This window comes from Methylobacterium sp. Leaf91, assembly GCF_001422815.1.
Lineage (GTDB): Bacteria > Pseudomonadota > Alphaproteobacteria > Rhizobiales > Beijerinckiaceae > Methylobacterium.
Genome location: NZ_LMMP01000001.1, coordinates 538,930 through 553,710, shown reverse-complemented (window position 1 = coordinate 553,710; position 14,781 = coordinate 538,930). Strand labels below are relative to the sequence as shown.

The following is a 14,781-nucleotide window of genomic DNA, read 5'->3' as shown; positions in this document are numbered from 1 at the left end:
GACGAGATGCTTGTCTAACGAGTGCATATGCGCCTAAGCAAGGCCGACCGCGTCGTGGTGCCGGGCTTGCTCGCCGGGTCGTCACGCCGAACCACCATGCGGAACCCGAAGAGGCCGTATGTCCATCACTGCTCCCGTCGGATCGTTGTCGAACGCCGTCGCAGGGCCCCTCGCCCGCCGGAACGTTCATTACGGCTGGGTCGTCGCCGCCGTCACCTTCCTCACCATGCTGGTCACGGCCGGCGCCGTGGGTGCGCCCGGCGTCCTGATCCTGCCGCTTCAGAAGGAGTTCGGCTGGGACACGGCGACGATCTCATCGGCCCTGGCCGTGCGCTTCGTGCTGTTCGGATTGATGGGGCCTTTCGCGGCCCAGCTGATGAACCGCTACGGCCCGCGCCGCATCGTGCTCCTGGCGCTTCTCCTCATCGTCGGGGGGTTGCTCACCTCCCTCTTCATGAGCGAGGTCTGGCAGCTGGTCATGCTCTGGGGCGTCGTCGTCGGCATCGGCACGGGGCTTACCGCCCTGGTGCTCGGCGCCACCATCGCGACCCGCTGGTTCTCGCGGTCGCGCGGCCTCGTCGTCGGTCTCCTCACCGCCAGTTCGGCCACCGGCCAACTCATCGTTCTCCCGCTCCTCGCTGCCCTCACCGAGCATCTCGGCTGGCGTGCAGCACTCCTGGTGATCTGTGGACTCCTGCTCGCGGCGGGGGTCGCCGTCACGGCGCTGATGCGCGACCGGCCGGAGGAGATGGGCCTCGCCCCCTATGGCGAGACCGCCGTTACCGGCGCCGTCGCGCCGCCGGCCGTGAACGGCTCCGCCCTCGGGGTCCTGGCGGAGGCGTCGCGCACGGGCGTGTTCTGGGTTCTCTTCGCCACGTTCTTCATCTGCGGAGCCAGCACCAACGGGCTGATCCAGACCCATTTCATCCCCCTCTGCGCCGATTACGGCATCGGCCCGGTCCAGGGGGCGAGCGTGCTCGCTGCGATGGGGGTGTTCGATTTCATCGGCACGGTGGCGTCCGGCTGGCTCTCCGACCGATACGACAACCGCTGGCTCCTGTTCTGGTATTACGGCCTGCGTGGCCTCTCACTGATGTTCCTGCCGTTCTCCGACTTTTCCTTCGTCGGCCTGTCGGTCTTCGCCGCCTTCTATGGGCTCGACTGGATCGCCACGGTGCCACCCACCGTACGGCTCACCGCATCCCGGTTCGGGCGCGAGAAGGCGAACCTCGTCTTCGGCTGGGTGTTCGCGGGCCATCAGCTCGGGGCCGCCACCATCGCCTACGGTGCCGGACTGTCGCGCACGGCCTTGTCGAGCTACCTGCCGGCCTTCTTCGCCGCCGGCGCCCTGTGCATCCTCGCCGCCATCCTGGTCATGACCCTGTCCCGTCCGGGAGACCGGCGGGGCGTCTCACCCGTCGCCCTGCCGACGCGTGGATAGCGGGATGCGGCCGTCAGAGGATCTGCAGCCGCGTACGCGGCCCGACGCGCCGCAGCAGGCGAACGAGATCGGCTCGCTTCACCGCCACGCAGCCCTCCGTCGGCAGGTATCCCGGCCGTGCCACATGCAGAAAGATCGCCGAGCCGCGTCCCGGCCGGATCGGCTGCCGGTTGTAGTCGAGGTCGACGACGAGGTCGTAGAGACCGTCCTCCCGCCACATCCGTTCCGCGCTCACGCCGGGGGCGGGCAGGGTGATCGGGCGGTTGTAGCGCCGGTCGCGCGGGTCGTCGCACCAGCCGTCGTTCGGCCGCGTCGGGCGCAGAGCCAGGGCGGTGCAGGGGCGCGCGCCGAAATGGTCCGGCCGATAGGCCCCGGCCCGGAGGCGAAAACGACCGCGCGGGGACAGGCCGTCCCCTTCCCGCTTGACCTGCCCGATGCCGGAGCGGCCGAGCGCACAGGGAATGATGGAGCCCGCCATGAGAATCTGCCCGCGGGTCGGGTCACCCACCAGCCGGCGGACGCGGATGAGAGAGAGGGTCAGCGGGATCATGCCCGACTTATCGTCCGAACGGACCGGTTCCGACCAGCGCGTTCCTCGTCACGGCGCTCGATGGTCGCGCCGGCGAGAAACTTTTCGAGGCGTCGAGCCGTCGAGGATGTGCGAAGTCTGGCCCCGCCGCGAAGTCGTTCAAGGTTCTGACATAAAACATCCATCACTCTGCTGTTTTACGCTCGCGGCCGACGATTCGGCCATCTCTCAGGTTTTCGAAACCGGCCCGTCCGGTCTTCCCAGCTGCGTGTGAAAGTATCCCGGCCGATGTCGACCACCCATCGCCTGCTCATCTGCGACGACGACGAGTCTTTGCGCGAAACCTTGATCGAGCAACTCGATCTGTACGAGGAGTTCGTCATCGTCAGCGCGGAAGACGCGAAATCCGCCCTCGCCCGTGTGGCCGAGGACCGGATCGACCTCGCGATCATGGATGTGGGCCTGCCGGACATGGATGGGCGGGAGGCGGTGCGGGCCATGCGCCGCAACGGCTATCGCGGACCGGTCATCATGCTGAGCGCGCAGGATTCGGAGGACGACATGGTGGAGGGCCTGGAGGCGGGCGCCAACGATTATGTCGCCAAGCCCTTCAAGTTCGCCGTGCTCCTCGCGCGGATCCGCGCGCATCTGCGCAGCCATGAGGCGAGCGAGGACGCGGTCTTCCAGATCGGCCCCTACACGTTCCGCCCCGGCGCGAAGCTCCTCGTCTGCGAGCGTGGCTCGAAGTTGAAGCTCACCGAAAAGGAGACCGCGATCCTGCGCTTCCTCTACCGTGCCGGCCGCGAGGTGGTGGGACGTGATACGCTCCTGGCCGAGGTCTGGGGCTACAACGCGCAGGTCACCACGCATACGCTGGAGACCCACATCTACCGCCTGCGCCAGAAGATCGAGCCGAACCCGGCCGTTACCGCCATCCTCGTGACGGAAGGCGGCGGCTACAAGCTGCTGCCCTGAGGATCAGGCAGCCGCGTTCGGCGCATCACCGCCGGACGTGTAGAAGGCCGCAATCTCCCGGATGAGGTCGCGCTGCTGCTCGTAGACGAGATCCGACAGGATTTCGTCGTCGTTGCGGTCGATGACCGACAGCAGGCGGATATCCGGATATTGGCCTTCGAAGAAAACCAGGACTTCGGATTGCGCATAGGGATCGTTCGGATCCAGGCAGAAGTGATTGGACACCGGAATTTCCGTCTTCGTCTTGCTTGAGAGACGCGTCTATCGACCGGTTTCATGACATCTGTTTGATCGACGCTCCGTCCCTGCGCCGGTGCAGCGCCGGATTTCCCCCTCGCCCGCCTTCGGCTAAGGCTTGATCCGTCGGAGGGGTTACCTCCGTCTTGAGGGAGCGCACGGCATTGGGGCTCGACGACGACATCGCGATCCTGGCGGCCGCGCCCCTGTTCAGCCACATGGCGCGCGATGCCCTGAGACTCCTCTCCTTCGCCGCCGAGCGCCGCAGCCTGACGGCGGGCGACGTCCTGTTCGCCCGCGACGAGCGCAGCGATGGCGGGTTCGTCGTCATGTCCGGAACGATCGAACTGGCGCCCCGCGTGGACGGAGCCGAGCCCGTCCGGGTGGGCCGTTCCGCCCTGATCGGACAGATGGCCCTGTTCCTGCGCGGCGAGCGCCCCACCGATGCCCATGCCGTGACACCGGCGGAGGTCGTCCGAATCACGCCCACGCTGATGCGCCGGGTGCTCGAGGAATTTCCCGACGCGGCCGAGACGATCCACGCCACCCTCGCCGACGACCTGGATGCGTTGGTGAAGGGGCTCGACGGCGTCCGCGCCAGGATCGATGCGTTCTGACGGCCGATCGGCGCGCTCCGAGATCTGGCGAAACCGGCACAGACGGGCCACAAGCCTTCAGGTCCTCACACCTGCCCAGGAAGTGCCCATGCGTGCCCTCGTGATTCTGTGCCTCGCTCTCCTGCCCGCCGCCCCCGCCCTGGCCGCATCCCCCTGCGACGAGCTCTGGGGCGAGCGCAACGCGGTCTATGCGGAGGCCGGCTACTGCTTCAAGACGCAGCGGGCGATCTCGGCCTTCGGCAACGTCAATTGCCGCTTCTCCGACATCCGCGACGTCCCGCTCTCTGCCCGCGACCGGGCGAAGGTCGGCGAGATCGTGCGGGAGGAAACCCGTAACGGCTGCCGCGAGTGAGCCTGCGTCTCGCCTGATGCCCCGAGGTGACAGGCCGGGCCGCCTTTTGTAAGCACGGCCCTTCCCCCTAACCGACCGGAACGCCACCATGTCCCACGCCGATCTCTCCACCACCATCGAGACTGCTTGGGAGGAGCGTGCCGGCATCGACGTCTCGACCAAGGGCGCCGTGCGCGACGCCGTGGACGAGGCTCTCGATCTCCTCGATACCGGCAAGGCCCGCGTGGCCGAAAAGGTCGGCGAGGAATGGCAGGTCAACCAGTGGCTCAAGAAGGCGGTGCTGCTGTCCTTCCGCCTCAACGACATGGAGATCATCCATGGCGGACCCGATGGCGCCAATTGGTGGGACAAGGTGCCATCGAAGTTCGAGGGCTGGAAGAAGAAGCATTTTCGTGAGGCCGGTTTCCGGGCCGTGCCGGGCTGCTTCGTGCGCCGTGGCTCCTACATCGCGCCGGGCGCGGTGCTGATGCCCTCCTTCATCAATCTCGGCGCCCATGTGGGTGAGGGCACGATGGTCGACACCTGGGTGACGATCGGCTCCTGCGCGCAGGTGGGGAAGAACTGCCACATCTCCGGCGGCGCCGGCATCGCGGGCGTACTCGAGCCGCTCCAGGCCAACCCGGTCATCATCGAAGACAATTGCTTCATCGGCGCCCGCGCCGAGGTGGCCGAGGGCGTGATCGTCGGTGAGGGCAGCGTGCTCTCCATGGGCGTCTATATCGGCGCGTCGACGAAGATCATCGACCGGTCCACGGGCGAGGTCATGTATGGCCGCGTGCCGCCCTATTCGGTGGTGGTCTCGGGCACGACGCCCGGCAAGGACCTGCCCGACGGCACGCCCGGCCCCGGCCTCTACTGCGCCGTCATCGTCAAGCGCGTCGATGCCGGCACCCGCTCCAAGACCGCCATCAACGAGCTGCTCCGGACCTGAGACCCGTACGCATTCGACGCGGATCGGCACTCCCCTCTTTCCCGTCGAGGAAAGAGGGGAGGCGGACGCTCGTCCTCGGCCCTGGCGCGACACCGAGCCGGCCTATGCGGCAGCGACCGGCGCGTTAGATCTCCAATCCGATGCAGACCGTCCCGGATGAGGCGTTGCCAACGATGATCGAGCCTGCCCACTCCACCCGTGGCTTTCAGCTCGACGTGCTGGAGCGCAAGGTCCCTACGCCGTGCGACATCGTCGGGAGCGGCCCGGCCGCTCTGCTCCTGCCCGCCCTGTCGTCGATCTCAGCACGGGCGGAGATGCGGCCCCTGGCCAAGATCCTGGGCCACGACTACCGTTGCCTCATTCCCGACTGGCCCGGCTTCGGCAACCATCCGCGATCCCGCATCGCCATGGAGCCGGAGACTTTCCATGCCTTCATGGATTCGCTGATCGCAGCCGTGCCGGGCCCCTACGCCATCGGCATCGCGGCGGGTCATGCGGCCCCTTATCTCGTGGCAGCCGCCCAACGGCATCCAGGCCAGTTCGACCAGCTCGCTCTCGTCGCTCCCACATGGCGTGGACCGCTGCCCACCGCGCTCGGCGACGCGCGCCGTGGCTGGCTCTCGGGGATCCGCAAGGCTATCGAGCTTCCGCTTCTCGGCGAGGCGCTCTACCGCGTCAATATCAGTCCCCCGGTGATCGGCCGGATGATGCGCGCGCATGTCTATGCCGATCCGGACCACGTCACACCGGGCATCATAGCCGACAAACATGCCGTGACGCTCCAGCCGGGTGGCCGTTTCGGCACGGCGGCCTTCGTCACCGGAGGGCTCGACCCGTTCAAGGGCCGCAAGGACTTCCTGGCCCTGTTCGAAGCCGAAGGGCTTCCGCCGATCCTGGTCCTGCGTCCCGAACGCGCCCCGCGCCGGTCCGGCGCCGAGATGGACGCCCTCATCGCCGCCGGCCATGTGGCCAAGGCTTCGGTTCCGGGGGCCCTCAGCCCGCACGAGGAATATCCGTGGGAGGTCGCCGCCGCGATCCGCGCGGGCATCCGTTAGGGGGATCCCGCGGCCGTCGAGGGGCACATTCGTTACGGAATGACGAAATGTCATGCGTTTCGAGTGCCATACGAGTGTCGTTCAGGAACCCTATGGCTCCCCTATCGCTTGCCATTCCCGACGCATTTCACCCTGAGCCGCTGCCATGTCTCCTCTGCTTCCCGCTCTCGCGTCGCTTGCCTTCACGTCCTGCGCCTTCATGGCGGCTCCCGTCATGGCGCAGGCGCCCACGCCGAACCCCGCGGACACCAAAGCCACGAGCGGAAAGCCTCGGTCGGCGCCAGCCGTCGCAGCGACTCCGTTGACGCCGGGGATGCCGGCACGCGCGCCCTATCTGTCCGACGCCACAGCACCTGATACAGTCGCGATCCTGCCTCCGCCCCCGCGGGGTCAATCGGCTGCCGAAACGGCGGATAAGACCATCTTCTCGGCGACCCGCGCCCTGAAGGGTAGCGCGCGCTGGGAACTCGCCACGGCGGATGTGGCGGACGGCCCCTCGGCCATCCTCGATGATTTCGCCTGCGTACTCGGGCGCAAGATCGATCAGTCCCGCTCGCCGGCCCTGATGACGCTGCTCGAACGCACGCGCCTCGATATCAGCCGGGCCACCCGCCCACTCAAGGAACATTACCGTCGCCTGCGTCCCTTCGTCGGCAACGACGCGGAGATCTGCGTGGCGCGGACCCGCGAACTCGGAGACGCGTTCAGCTTCCCCTCGAGTCACGCGACTCAAGGCTGGGCCTACGCATCCATCCTCGCGGCCCTGGTTCCGGAGAAGGCCACACAGTTCTTCCTGCGCGGCAAGGCTTACGGTGAGAACCGCATCGTTTGCGGCGTGCATTGGGCCAGCGACGTGGAGGCCGGACGCACCACGGCCAGCGTCGTCATCAGCGCGCTCCAGGGCGATGCGGGCTTCCGGGCCGATCTCGAAAAGGCACGGGTGGAGATCGGCAAGAACCTCTCGCAAGAAGGCTTGCCACCGGACGCGGCAATCTGTGCCCGCGAGACCTCGGCCCTACGCGAGCCGATCCTGTAGGCGGTCACGAAGACGCGTCCGCGACCGGCGACGTTGGCCGCGGACCGTCACCCGCCTGCGTAGGAAAGCGAGCGAAGTTTGAGTCCATCCGCCAAGACCGATCGATGATCGAATGAAGAAAGGCCCGACCGCTGTCCCGGTCGGGCCTTTCTTCGTTTTCCCGTGAAACGGAAGGGGAGGGGCTTTGCCCCTACCCCGCGCTGGTCTTGCCCCGCTTCCGGCGCCGGGCGAGGAGATTGAGCCCCTCGACGCCGGCCGAGAAGGCCATGGCAGTGTAGATATAGCCCTTCGGTACGTGGGCGCCGAAACCTTCCGCGATCAGCGTCATGCCGATCATGATGAGGAAGCCGAGAGCCAGCATCACCACGGTGGGGTTGGCGGCGATGAAGCGCGCCAGCGGGTCGGCTGCCAGCAGCATGACGGTGACGGCCGTGATGACGGCGATCACCATGATCGGCACGTGATCGGTCATGCCGACGGCCGTGATGATGCTGTCGATGGAGAAGACGAGGTCGAGGACCAGGATCTGCCCGACGGCGGCGGCGAAGCTCAGCGCCACCGGGGCGGACGCATCCTCGTGGCCGTCATCGGGATCGACGGTCTCGTGGATCTCTTTAGTCGCCTTCCACAGCAGGAACAGGCCACCGCCGATGAGGATCATGTCCCGCCAGGAGAAGGCCTTGCCGAAGATCTCGAAGACCGGCTGCGTCAGGTGGACAATGTAAGCGACGGTGCCGAGCAGGCCCAGGCGAAGGATCAGAGCGAGGCCGATACCGATGCGGCGGGCCTTGGTCTGCTGATGGGCCGGCAGCTTGTTGGTGAGAATCGAGATGAAGATCAGGTTATCGATACCGAGCACCACCTCCATCACGATGAGGGTGGCGAGCGCCACCCAGGCGGTCGGGTCTGCGGCGAGTTGAAGAAGCGAATCCACGGGGAGAGAACCTCGAACGTCGTCAGGTCGGAAAGCGGCGGAAGATCAGGATGCGGCGGGCATGATGCCGGGACGCTCCGAAGGTTCCGGCGCGAAGATCCGGAGGGCCTTGGGCACGACCTTGAAATGCGCCGGCGTATAGGTGGAGAGTTCCCCGTCGGTGTTCACCGGACGAGGCTTCTTCGTCTTCACTACGATCTCGGTGGTGTTGAAGGCACGAACGTCGGCGGCTTTGCCCTGGGTGCCCCGACGGAGGGCCGGCAGCAGCGCGATGAGCCGCCACCAATGCGTGACCTCCAGGCTGTAGAAATCGAGCTTGCCGTCATCGACGGTGGCGGTCTCTTCCACGGTCATCCCGCCGCCATAGTGGCGCCCGTTGCCCACCGAGACCTGGATCGTGGTGATGGTCTCGGTCAGTCCGTCATGTTCGAGATAGACCGTGAAGGGACGTACCCGCCTCAGGACGCGCATGGCCGCGATGGCGTAGCCGAGCGTGCCCCATTTCTTCTTCGATTCGGCGGTGAGGTCACCCGCAAGATCGGCGGAGAAGCCGATACTCGCGACGTTGAAATAGTAGCGGCCGTTGACCCAGCCGAGATCCACCGCCTGGGGCTTCGCCGTGCCGATGAGCTCGGCGGCTTCCACCGGGTCGGTGGGCAGGCCGAGGGAGCGGGCGAGGTCGTTGGCGGTGCCGAGCGGCAGGATCCCCAACGGTAATCCGGTCTCGACCAGAGCGGGGGCGGCCGAATTCATGGTGCCGTCGCCACCGCCGAGGATGACGAGATCGCACTCCTTCGCGTGACGCTTGATCACTGCCGTGCAATCGGGATCGCCCGGCGGCTCGAAGGGCTCGATGCCGGCGGCGCGCAAGGAATCGCGCACGGCGTCGAGGGAAAACGAGCCGTTCCGAGCGTTCGGATTGACGAGAAGGAGGGCCCGGCGAGTGGATGCGGCACTCATGAGGCCACCTCCGAAAACGAGCATCCCGAGATGCCGCAAAAGATCATCGATACAACCACGTGTGTCAGAACCCCCCGGTGCGTTCGCGCCGCGTCAGCGCAAAGGCAGAGAAGGAGTCCGACATCGCGGCCGACGCCTCGGCCGCCAGAGGGGCCCGGACCCGTCAAGCTCTCAAGAGGTGGGCGCTCCCGCGAGGATGGCAAGAGGTCATGCCCAGGAGATCGGCTTCAGGAGATCGGCGGCAACGCCCCGGGGACAGGATACTCCCTGGGAGAAAGCGTGCCTGCAACTTCGGCGGAGAATGCCCGCCAACCGTTGGGAACAACGGGCATAGCGCGGGGAACGAGGGCTGACCCGACCGGTCGGCGCGGCGGTATGCTAGGTCTCTTGCCGGGGCGAGGTCCTTTGGCGAACGACCCGGTTCGACGCGGGCAACCGAACACGCGACCCTGACGTTTCCCTTCGACGTTTTCCTTCGGCCGGGCGCTCTGATGCGGTCGTGCCCACCTTCCACGTCGTTCGCGACAGCGGTGAGATGCCATGCACCACGGATTGTTCTCCACCTGCTCGGCCGCCCTTCTCGTGGCCCTGGTCTCTACGGTCAGCGCCGAGGCGCAGGGGCGCCCGGCCTGGGTCGACCCCCCGGCCAAGGCCGATGTGAAGCCCGAACCCAAGAGTGAGGCGAAACCTGTCTCCCCTCAGGCGGTGCAGGAGGCCCCCCAGAGCAGTCCGGCTCAGGCGGCGAAGCCCGAGACCACGACGCGCGCCGCATCCGTCGCGGAGAGAGGCGCGGAGGCACCGCGGCGGGCTCGTCGTGGCACCCGCCACGCCGAGACCAGGCATTCCCCCCGCCGGCTCTCGCAAGTTCCGCCGAATGCGCTTCCCCTCACCGTCTCCCCCGGCGCACCGCCCCCGAGCTTGGCGATGGCCTCCGAGGATCGCTTTCCCGAATGGGCACGCAAGGCCCAAAGGCTGAACGAGGATTATCTCGACGCGATCTCTGAGCCCGGCGATGGCATGGTCGCCGCAGCACCACGCTTCTACGCCGATCATGTCCGCTTCCACGGTCGCACCCTGTCGCTGACGGCGGTGATGGCAGAGAAGCGCCGCTTCGTCCGACGCTGGCCGGACCGCCGCTACGTGGTGCAGGACGGCTCCCCGCGCACGGCCTGCAGCGTCAACACGAGCAGCTGTATCGTGCGCTCGACCTTCGATTTCCGTGCCGCGAACCCAAGGAACGGTGCCCGCTCGCAGGGCGTGGCGGAACTGACCCTCGAGATTTCGTTCGCCGGATCACGCCCGGTGATCGTGTCTGAGTCGAGCCGCGTCCTGCGCCGCTTCGCACCTGGACCGCTGAGTGCGGCCGTATCGACACGGCATGGTGCCTGAGCCACAGTCGAACCAATGATCGCGACCGCCCCAAAGACACGCGCAACGGACACGTCACGCGCCGCCGACAAGACGCGCGCCACCGGCAAGGCTTCGAAAACGAATCCGTCCGACGAGGCAGAGGCTCCGGCCATTGTCGCTGCTCGGGCTGCCCGAGAGGCAGTCAGATCCCTGATCGATGCGGAGATCCGGCGCCAGAACGCTTTCCCGGTGGCCCGGCGGACGCTTCAGCTTTTGGCTGAGGCCGTGGTCGAGCCGACATCCACTCCGCCCTTCTACCGAATCGTCGACCGTTCCGGGACACCGCGTCAGGGCGAGACCGGCCCCCTGACCTTATCGGAGCTGTTCGCCGAATTGCGGGAGCGTCATGGGGCGCTGTTCGTACCGGTGCCACCCGAACCCATGGTGGACGTGCCGCCCGAGCCCACCGCATCGGACGAGATCAAGGCGGCCACGTCCCGGTTCGTGGAAACGCAGTCTGAGCTGGCCCGCTCCGTGATGGCCCGTTCGGTCGCCAGGGGAAGGTCCGCCGCGGCTGCGGTCTCGGCGACCCTGGCGGGCACTTTGAGCAACGTCCGCCACTCCCTGGCCGATCGCCCGAGCGACGGGCAAGGCGCCGGGCCGCAACCGAGTCTGCGCGAGCGCGGCATGCGCATCGGGGCCTCCTTCGGCGACAGGGCCCGCGAGACCGTCGCTATCGCTCGTGAGCGTCTCTCGGGCCTCGCTGCAAAGAACGGCACGACGTCTCCTCTGGCGACCCTAGGCCAAGGAGCGCAACCAGCCCGCTGGCCCGGGCTGCTCGCCCGCGCCGGTGACCGGGTCCGTCGCCTTCAGCGGGATGACGGCACGATCCTGACCCGGCCGAGCGTGCTCGCAGGCGCGGGACTGCTTGGCAGCCTCGCCCTCATCTTGCTCCTCACCCAGGGCGGTGGGGAAGACAGGCCGGCCTCCGCACCGGATGCGGAAGCTCCGCGCCAGGAAACGAAGGCACAGGATTCGGCCCCGCCGACGCAGCCGCCCCAAACGCAGCAGGCCCAGAACCAGCCATCCACCATGACCAACCCGCGTGAGACCGTTCCGCCGGCGACGCCCCCCGGGATTCCCGCAGAGGAGCCGAGCCCGCCCTCGGCCGAGGAGAGCCGGGCCAATCCCCCGCAGCCGTCCAATGCCGTAACCGGCAAGACCGAGGTGATCGACACCGCAACCCTGCGCGTCGGCGGCAAGCTCGTTCGCTTGTTCGGCGTGGAATGGGTCCGTGGTGGGCAGCCGGAGGAACTGACCCGCTACCTCGCCGGCCGTCCGGTGACGTGCCAGCCGGTCGCCGGAAGTGCGGCCTATCTCTGCGCGGTGGAAGGCCGCGACCTGTCCGAAGTCGTGCTCTTCAACGGCGGAGGCCGGGCCTCTTCGGAGGCGACGCCCGATCTCGTCGCCGCCGAAGACCGTGCGCGGACGGAACGCCTCGGAGTTTGGGCGCGCTGACGCGAGGATGATTCACCTTGCATAGGGGAAGACGCTCGGCCTCAATGCCCTTCCTTGAAGGGATGTGGGGACAGGCATGGATCTCTCGATCGGGTTGAGCGTGGTGGCGGTGGCGCTCGTGATCCTGGTGGTCGTCACCCTCGCCATCGGCATCAACGTCATCCCGCAGGGCCACGTCTACACGGTGGAGCGGTTCGGCCGGTACTCGCGCACCCTGGAATCCGGGCTCGGCCTGATCGCACCGTATGTGGAGCGGATCGGCCGACGCGTGAACGTGATGGAGCAGGTCATCGAGGTGCCGAGCCAGGAGGCCTTCACCCGCGACAATGCGGGGGTGAAGATCGACGCGGTGGTGTTCTACCAAGTGCTCGACGCGGCCAAGGCGTCCTACGAAATTTCGAACCTCGAAACCGCGATGATGACGCTGACGATGACCAACATCCGGACGGTCGTCGGCTCCATGGACCTCGACCAGCTGCTGTCGCACCGTGACGAGATCAACGAGCGCCTGCTCCATGTCATGGACGCGGCCTCCTCGCCCTGGGGCGTGAAGATGACTCGCATCGAGATCAAGGACATCCTGCCGCCCGCCGATCTCGCCGGCGCCATGGCGCGCCAGATGAAGGCTGAGCGCGAGAAGCGTGCCTCCGTACTCGAAGCCGAGGGCCATCGGCAGGCCGATATCCTGCGCGCCGAAGGGCGCAAGCAATCCGCCATCCTCGAAGCCGAGGGACGGCGTGAGGCTGCCTTCCGCGACGCGGAGGGACGCGAGCGCAGCGCCGAGGCGGAGGCGCGCGCGACCGGCCTCATCAGCGCGGCCATCTCCGAGGGCGACCTGGCGGCGGCAAATTTCCTGGTGGCCGAGAAATACGTGGACGCGATCAAGGCCCTGGCGACTGCGCCGAACCAGCGGGTGGTGGTGGTACCGATCGAGGCGGCCTCCCTCGCGGGCACCCTGGGTGGCATCGCCGAGATCACCCGTAGCGTGTTCGGCGAGGGAGCGGCGCAGACGCGAAAGAGCTCCGGCCTCCCGCCCAAGGTCGGGCCGAGCAGCGGAAGCTCCTCGTGAACCTCGACATCCTGAGCGCTTTAGGGCCAGTCTGGACCTGGGTCCTGATCGGGCTGGTCCTGATGGGAGCGGAGCTCGCGATCTCGGGCGTGTTCCTGGTCTGGCTCGGCATCGCGGCCATGATCACGGGGCTGGAGACAGCCCTCGTGCCCATGCCCTGGCAGGCTCAGATCCTGTTCTTCGCCGGCCTCTCGGTGGGGCTCGTCATCCTCGCGCAGAAGCGGATAGCCGGACGGCCCAACAGCCTCAATCGGGGTGCGAACGGGCTGATCGGCCAGGAATTTCGCCTCGATACCGCTATCACCGAAGGGGTCGGGCGGATCAGGGTGAACGACACCGTGTGGCGCGTCTCCGGTGCCGACGCACCGGCCGGCACCCGGATCCGGGTCACTGGGATCGAGGGAACCGTCCTCATCGTGACGACGGCCTGACAGCCGGAGGAGGACTCCTCCGGCTTCGATCGAGCAGGTTCAGGCGACGCTGATATCGACCTGGATGTTGCCGCGGGTGGCGTGGGAATAGGGGCACACCACATCGGCGCGCTTCACCAGATCCTCGGCCTTGTCCCGCTCGATGCCGGGTAGGGTGGCCTTGAGGGTGACGACGAGACCGAAGCCTTCGCCGTCGTCGCGCGGGCCGATGCCCACCGAGGATTCGACCTTGGCGTCCTCGGGGATCTTCACCTTGTCCTTGGCGGCGACGAACTTGATCGCGCCGAGGAAGCATGCGGCATAGCCGGTGGCGAAGAGCTGCTCGGGATTGGTGCCGTTGCCGCCGCCGCCACCGAGTTCCTTCGGCGTCACGAGGGTGACATCGACGGCCTTGTCGTCGGTGGAGGCCGAACCTTCACGGCCGCCGGTGGCGTGGGCATGAGCGGTGTAGAGAGCCTTCATCGTGGGTACTTTCTGCTGGGTATGAAATAGGGATTGCGTCTGGAACGGGGGTTCGGCGAGGCTTCGTTTCTTTATCGAGGAAATTTTCGCCACCACTGATCCTCGGGTGAACGAAACTCGGTTGCGCGCAACTGATATTCCATATGGCACCAAACCCGATTGCGCGCAACCATGATGCGGAATTACCGCGAACGTTGGTGACCATTCCGCATTATCAATTAGATAGGGTACTCGGCTCGGACCCGACACCGTACCCGACCGACATGAAGGAGGCCGCACGAATGGCGGGCCGGACCACCACGCAGACCTCTGAATCCCAGGACGTCCCGGTTGCCGAAAGGGGGGTCGACGGCCAGCTTTGCTTCGCGGTCTATTCTGCGGCTCACGCTTTCGGTCGTGCCTACCGTGCCCTGCTGGCCGCCCATGATCTCACCTACCCGCAGTACCTCGTCCTCCTCGTGCTCTGGGAACAGGAGGGGTTGACGGTGAAGGAGATCGGCACGCGCCTATTCCTCGATTCCGGAACGCTCACGCCCCTTCTCAAGCGGCTGGAGACATCGGGCCATGTCCGCCGCGCCCGCGACCGGGCCGACGAGCGCCAAGTGAGCATCTTCCTGACGCCGAAGGGCCGCGAACTGCAGGGGCGGATGGATTGCGTGCCCGGCCTCGCCGGCGCCTTGACGGGAATGTCGGAGGAGGCACGGCACGCGCTCCTCGAATCCCTCGTGATGCTGCGCGGCGCGCTTCACGACAACGTGGCCGACGCCATGGCGGAAACCGTCGTCTCCGGGCGAGGGGCAAGGGCATGAAAAAGGCCGCCTCCCCTGCGGGAAAGCGGCCTCTCGATCGCTGATTCCGATCCGGCGGAGGATCGGGGAACGCTC

General features: G+C 67.0%; 17 protein-coding genes. 12 read left to right on the top strand and 5 right to left on the bottom strand.

What is annotated here, in order from left to right:
- Nucleotides 1-118 precede the first annotated feature (118 nt).
- Nucleotides 119-1,441 (top strand): MFS transporter, encoded by a 1,323-nt coding sequence (locus tag ASF32_RS02475; protein WP_056423070.1) that lies wholly within the window; start codon nucleotides 119-121, stop codon nucleotides 1,439-1,441.
- 13 nt (nucleotides 1,442-1,454) lie between these two features.
- Here the strand turns inward: ASF32_RS02475 and ASF32_RS02470 are convergent, their stop codons facing one another.
- Nucleotides 1,455-1,991, bottom strand: coding sequence for a L,D-transpeptidase family protein (locus ASF32_RS02470; RefSeq protein ID WP_056423068.1), 537 nt, complete (start codon nucleotides 1,989-1,991; stop codon nucleotides 1,455-1,457).
- 267 nt (nucleotides 1,992-2,258) lie between these two features.
- Here ASF32_RS02470 and ASF32_RS02465 point away from each other — a divergent pair, with 267 nt between their 5' ends.
- Nucleotides 2,259-2,945, top strand: a complete 687-nt coding sequence (locus tag ASF32_RS02465; RefSeq protein ID WP_056423065.1) for a response regulator transcription factor — start codon at nucleotides 2,259-2,261, stop codon at nucleotides 2,943-2,945.
- A 3-nt stretch (nucleotides 2,946-2,948) separates the two neighbouring features.
- Here the strand turns inward: ASF32_RS02465 and ASF32_RS02460 are convergent, their stop codons facing one another.
- Nucleotides 2,949-3,170, bottom strand: a complete 222-nt coding sequence (locus tag ASF32_RS02460) for a hypothetical protein (RefSeq protein ID WP_056423062.1) — start codon at nucleotides 3,168-3,170, stop codon at nucleotides 2,949-2,951.
- A 176-nt stretch (nucleotides 3,171-3,346) separates the two neighbouring features.
- Between ASF32_RS02460 and ASF32_RS02455 the strand changes: the two genes are divergently transcribed.
- The 5 genes from ASF32_RS02455 to ASF32_RS02435 all read left to right on the top strand — a co-directional run bounded on the left by ASF32_RS02455 (nucleotide 3,347) and on the right by ASF32_RS02435 (nucleotide 7,173).
- Nucleotides 3,347-3,799: a Crp/Fnr family transcriptional regulator gene (locus ASF32_RS02455; protein ID WP_056423059.1), complete on the top strand. Its 453-nt coding sequence runs from the start codon at nucleotides 3,347-3,349 to the stop codon at nucleotides 3,797-3,799.
- A gap of 88 nt (nucleotides 3,800-3,887) precedes the next feature.
- Nucleotides 3,888-4,151 (top strand): YARHG domain-containing protein, encoded by a 264-nt coding sequence (locus tag ASF32_RS02450; RefSeq protein ID WP_056423056.1) that lies wholly within the window; start codon nucleotides 3,888-3,890, stop codon nucleotides 4,149-4,151.
- 88 nt (nucleotides 4,152-4,239) lie between these two features.
- Nucleotides 4,240-5,082: a 2,3,4,5-tetrahydropyridine-2,6-dicarboxylate N-succinyltransferase gene (dapD, locus tag ASF32_RS02445; RefSeq protein WP_056423053.1), complete on the top strand. Its 843-nt coding sequence runs from the start codon at nucleotides 4,240-4,242 to the stop codon at nucleotides 5,080-5,082.
- A 173-nt stretch (nucleotides 5,083-5,255) separates the two neighbouring features.
- A complete protein-coding gene (locus ASF32_RS02440; protein WP_056423050.1) occupies nucleotides 5,256-6,137 on the top strand; it encodes an alpha/beta fold hydrolase in 882 nt (293 codons plus the stop codon).
- A gap of 145 nt (nucleotides 6,138-6,282) precedes the next feature.
- The gene (locus ASF32_RS02435) at nucleotides 6,283-7,173 is read left to right on the top strand and encodes a phosphatase PAP2 family protein (RefSeq protein WP_056423048.1); all 891 of its coding nucleotides are present in this window, start codon (nucleotides 6,283-6,285) and stop codon (nucleotides 7,171-7,173) included.
- A 190-nt stretch (nucleotides 7,174-7,363) separates the two neighbouring features.
- On the opposite strand, the gene ASF32_RS02430 is transcribed toward ASF32_RS02435, so the two are convergent.
- Complete coding sequence (locus tag ASF32_RS02430) at nucleotides 7,364-8,107, bottom strand: TerC family protein (RefSeq protein WP_056423044.1); 744 nt, start codon at nucleotides 8,105-8,107, stop codon at nucleotides 7,364-7,366.
- Between the two features lie 45 nt (nucleotides 8,108-8,152).
- Complete coding sequence (locus ASF32_RS02425) at nucleotides 8,153-9,067, bottom strand: lipid kinase (RefSeq protein ID WP_056423376.1); 915 nt, start codon at nucleotides 9,065-9,067, stop codon at nucleotides 8,153-8,155.
- 540 nt (nucleotides 9,068-9,607) lie between these two features.
- On the opposite strand from ASF32_RS02425, the gene ASF32_RS02420 reads away from it, so the two are divergent.
- The 4 genes from ASF32_RS02420 to ASF32_RS02405 all read left to right on the top strand — a co-directional run bounded on the left by ASF32_RS02420 (nucleotide 9,608) and on the right by ASF32_RS02405 (nucleotide 13,435).
- Nucleotides 9,608-10,456: a hypothetical protein gene (locus ASF32_RS02420; RefSeq protein ID WP_056423042.1), complete on the top strand. Its 849-nt coding sequence runs from the start codon at nucleotides 9,608-9,610 to the stop codon at nucleotides 10,454-10,456.
- 15 nt (nucleotides 10,457-10,471) lie between these two features.
- Nucleotides 10,472-11,935 (top strand): hypothetical protein, encoded by a 1,464-nt coding sequence (locus ASF32_RS02415; RefSeq protein WP_056423039.1) that lies wholly within the window; start codon nucleotides 10,472-10,474, stop codon nucleotides 11,933-11,935.
- 76 nt (nucleotides 11,936-12,011) lie between these two features.
- Nucleotides 12,012-13,004: an SPFH domain-containing protein gene (locus ASF32_RS02410; RefSeq protein ID WP_056423036.1), complete on the top strand. Its 993-nt coding sequence runs from the start codon at nucleotides 12,012-12,014 to the stop codon at nucleotides 13,002-13,004.
- The gene (locus ASF32_RS02405; protein ID WP_056423031.1) at nucleotides 13,001-13,435 is read left to right on the top strand and encodes an NfeD family protein; all 435 of its coding nucleotides are present in this window, start codon (nucleotides 13,001-13,003) and stop codon (nucleotides 13,433-13,435) included. The genes ASF32_RS02410 and ASF32_RS02405 overlap by 4 nt, the downstream gene beginning before the upstream one ends.
- 39 nt (nucleotides 13,436-13,474) lie before the next feature.
- Here ASF32_RS02405 and ASF32_RS02400 read toward each other — a convergent pair whose 3' ends face one another.
- Nucleotides 13,475-13,897 carry an organic hydroperoxide resistance protein gene (locus tag ASF32_RS02400; protein ID WP_056148692.1) on the bottom strand — a complete coding sequence of 141 codons (423 nt, stop codon included), beginning with the start codon at nucleotides 13,895-13,897 and terminating at the stop codon, nucleotides 13,475-13,477.
- Between the two features lie 281 nt (nucleotides 13,898-14,178).
- On the opposite strand from ASF32_RS02400, the gene ASF32_RS02395 reads away from it, so the two are divergent.
- The gene (locus ASF32_RS02395) at nucleotides 14,179-14,706 is read left to right on the top strand and encodes a MarR family transcriptional regulator (RefSeq protein WP_056423026.1); all 528 of its coding nucleotides are present in this window, start codon (nucleotides 14,179-14,181) and stop codon (nucleotides 14,704-14,706) included.
- The last annotated feature ends 75 nt before the right edge of the window (nucleotides 14,707-14,781 follow it).

Excerpts from the sequence above, each read along its gene's own strand:
- ASF32_RS02465 (WP_056423065.1), top strand. The coding sequence starts at position 2,259 with ATGTCGACCACCCATCGCCTGCTCATCTGCGACGACGACGAGTCTTTG.
- ASF32_RS02475 (WP_056423070.1), top strand. The coding sequence starts at position 119 with ATGTCCATCACTGCTCCCGTCGGATCGTTGTCGAACGCCGTCGCAGGG.
- ASF32_RS02450 (WP_056423056.1), top strand. The coding sequence starts at position 3,888 with ATGCGTGCCCTCGTGATTCTGTGCCTCGCTCTCCTGCCCGCCGCCCCC.
- ASF32_RS02420 (WP_056423042.1), top strand. The coding sequence starts at position 9,608 with ATGCACCACGGATTGTTCTCCACCTGCTCGGCCGCCCTTCTCGTGGCC.
- ASF32_RS02470 (WP_056423068.1), bottom strand. The coding sequence starts at position 1,991 with ATGATCCCGCTGACCCTCTCTCTCATCCGCGTCCGCCGGCTGGTGGGT.
- ASF32_RS02435 (WP_056423048.1), top strand. The coding sequence starts at position 6,283 with ATGTCTCCTCTGCTTCCCGCTCTCGCGTCGCTTGCCTTCACGTCCTGC.
- ASF32_RS02410 (WP_056423036.1), top strand. The coding sequence starts at position 12,012 with ATGGATCTCTCGATCGGGTTGAGCGTGGTGGCGGTGGCGCTCGTGATC.
- ASF32_RS02425 (WP_056423376.1), bottom strand. The coding sequence starts at position 9,067 with ATGAGTGCCGCATCCACTCGCCGGGCCCTCCTTCTCGTCAATCCGAAC.
- ASF32_RS02395 (WP_056423026.1), top strand. The coding sequence starts at position 14,179 with ATGGCGGGCCGGACCACCACGCAGACCTCTGAATCCCAGGACGTCCCG.
- dapD (WP_056423053.1), top strand. The coding sequence starts at position 4,240 with ATGTCCCACGCCGATCTCTCCACCACCATCGAGACTGCTTGGGAGGAG.
- ASF32_RS02415 (WP_056423039.1), top strand. The coding sequence starts at position 10,472 with ATGATCGCGACCGCCCCAAAGACACGCGCAACGGACACGTCACGCGCC.
- ASF32_RS02400 (WP_056148692.1), bottom strand. The coding sequence starts at position 13,897 with ATGAAGGCTCTCTACACCGCTCATGCCCACGCCACCGGCGGCCGTGAA.
- ASF32_RS02440 (WP_056423050.1), top strand. The coding sequence starts at position 5,256 with ATGATCGAGCCTGCCCACTCCACCCGTGGCTTTCAGCTCGACGTGCTG.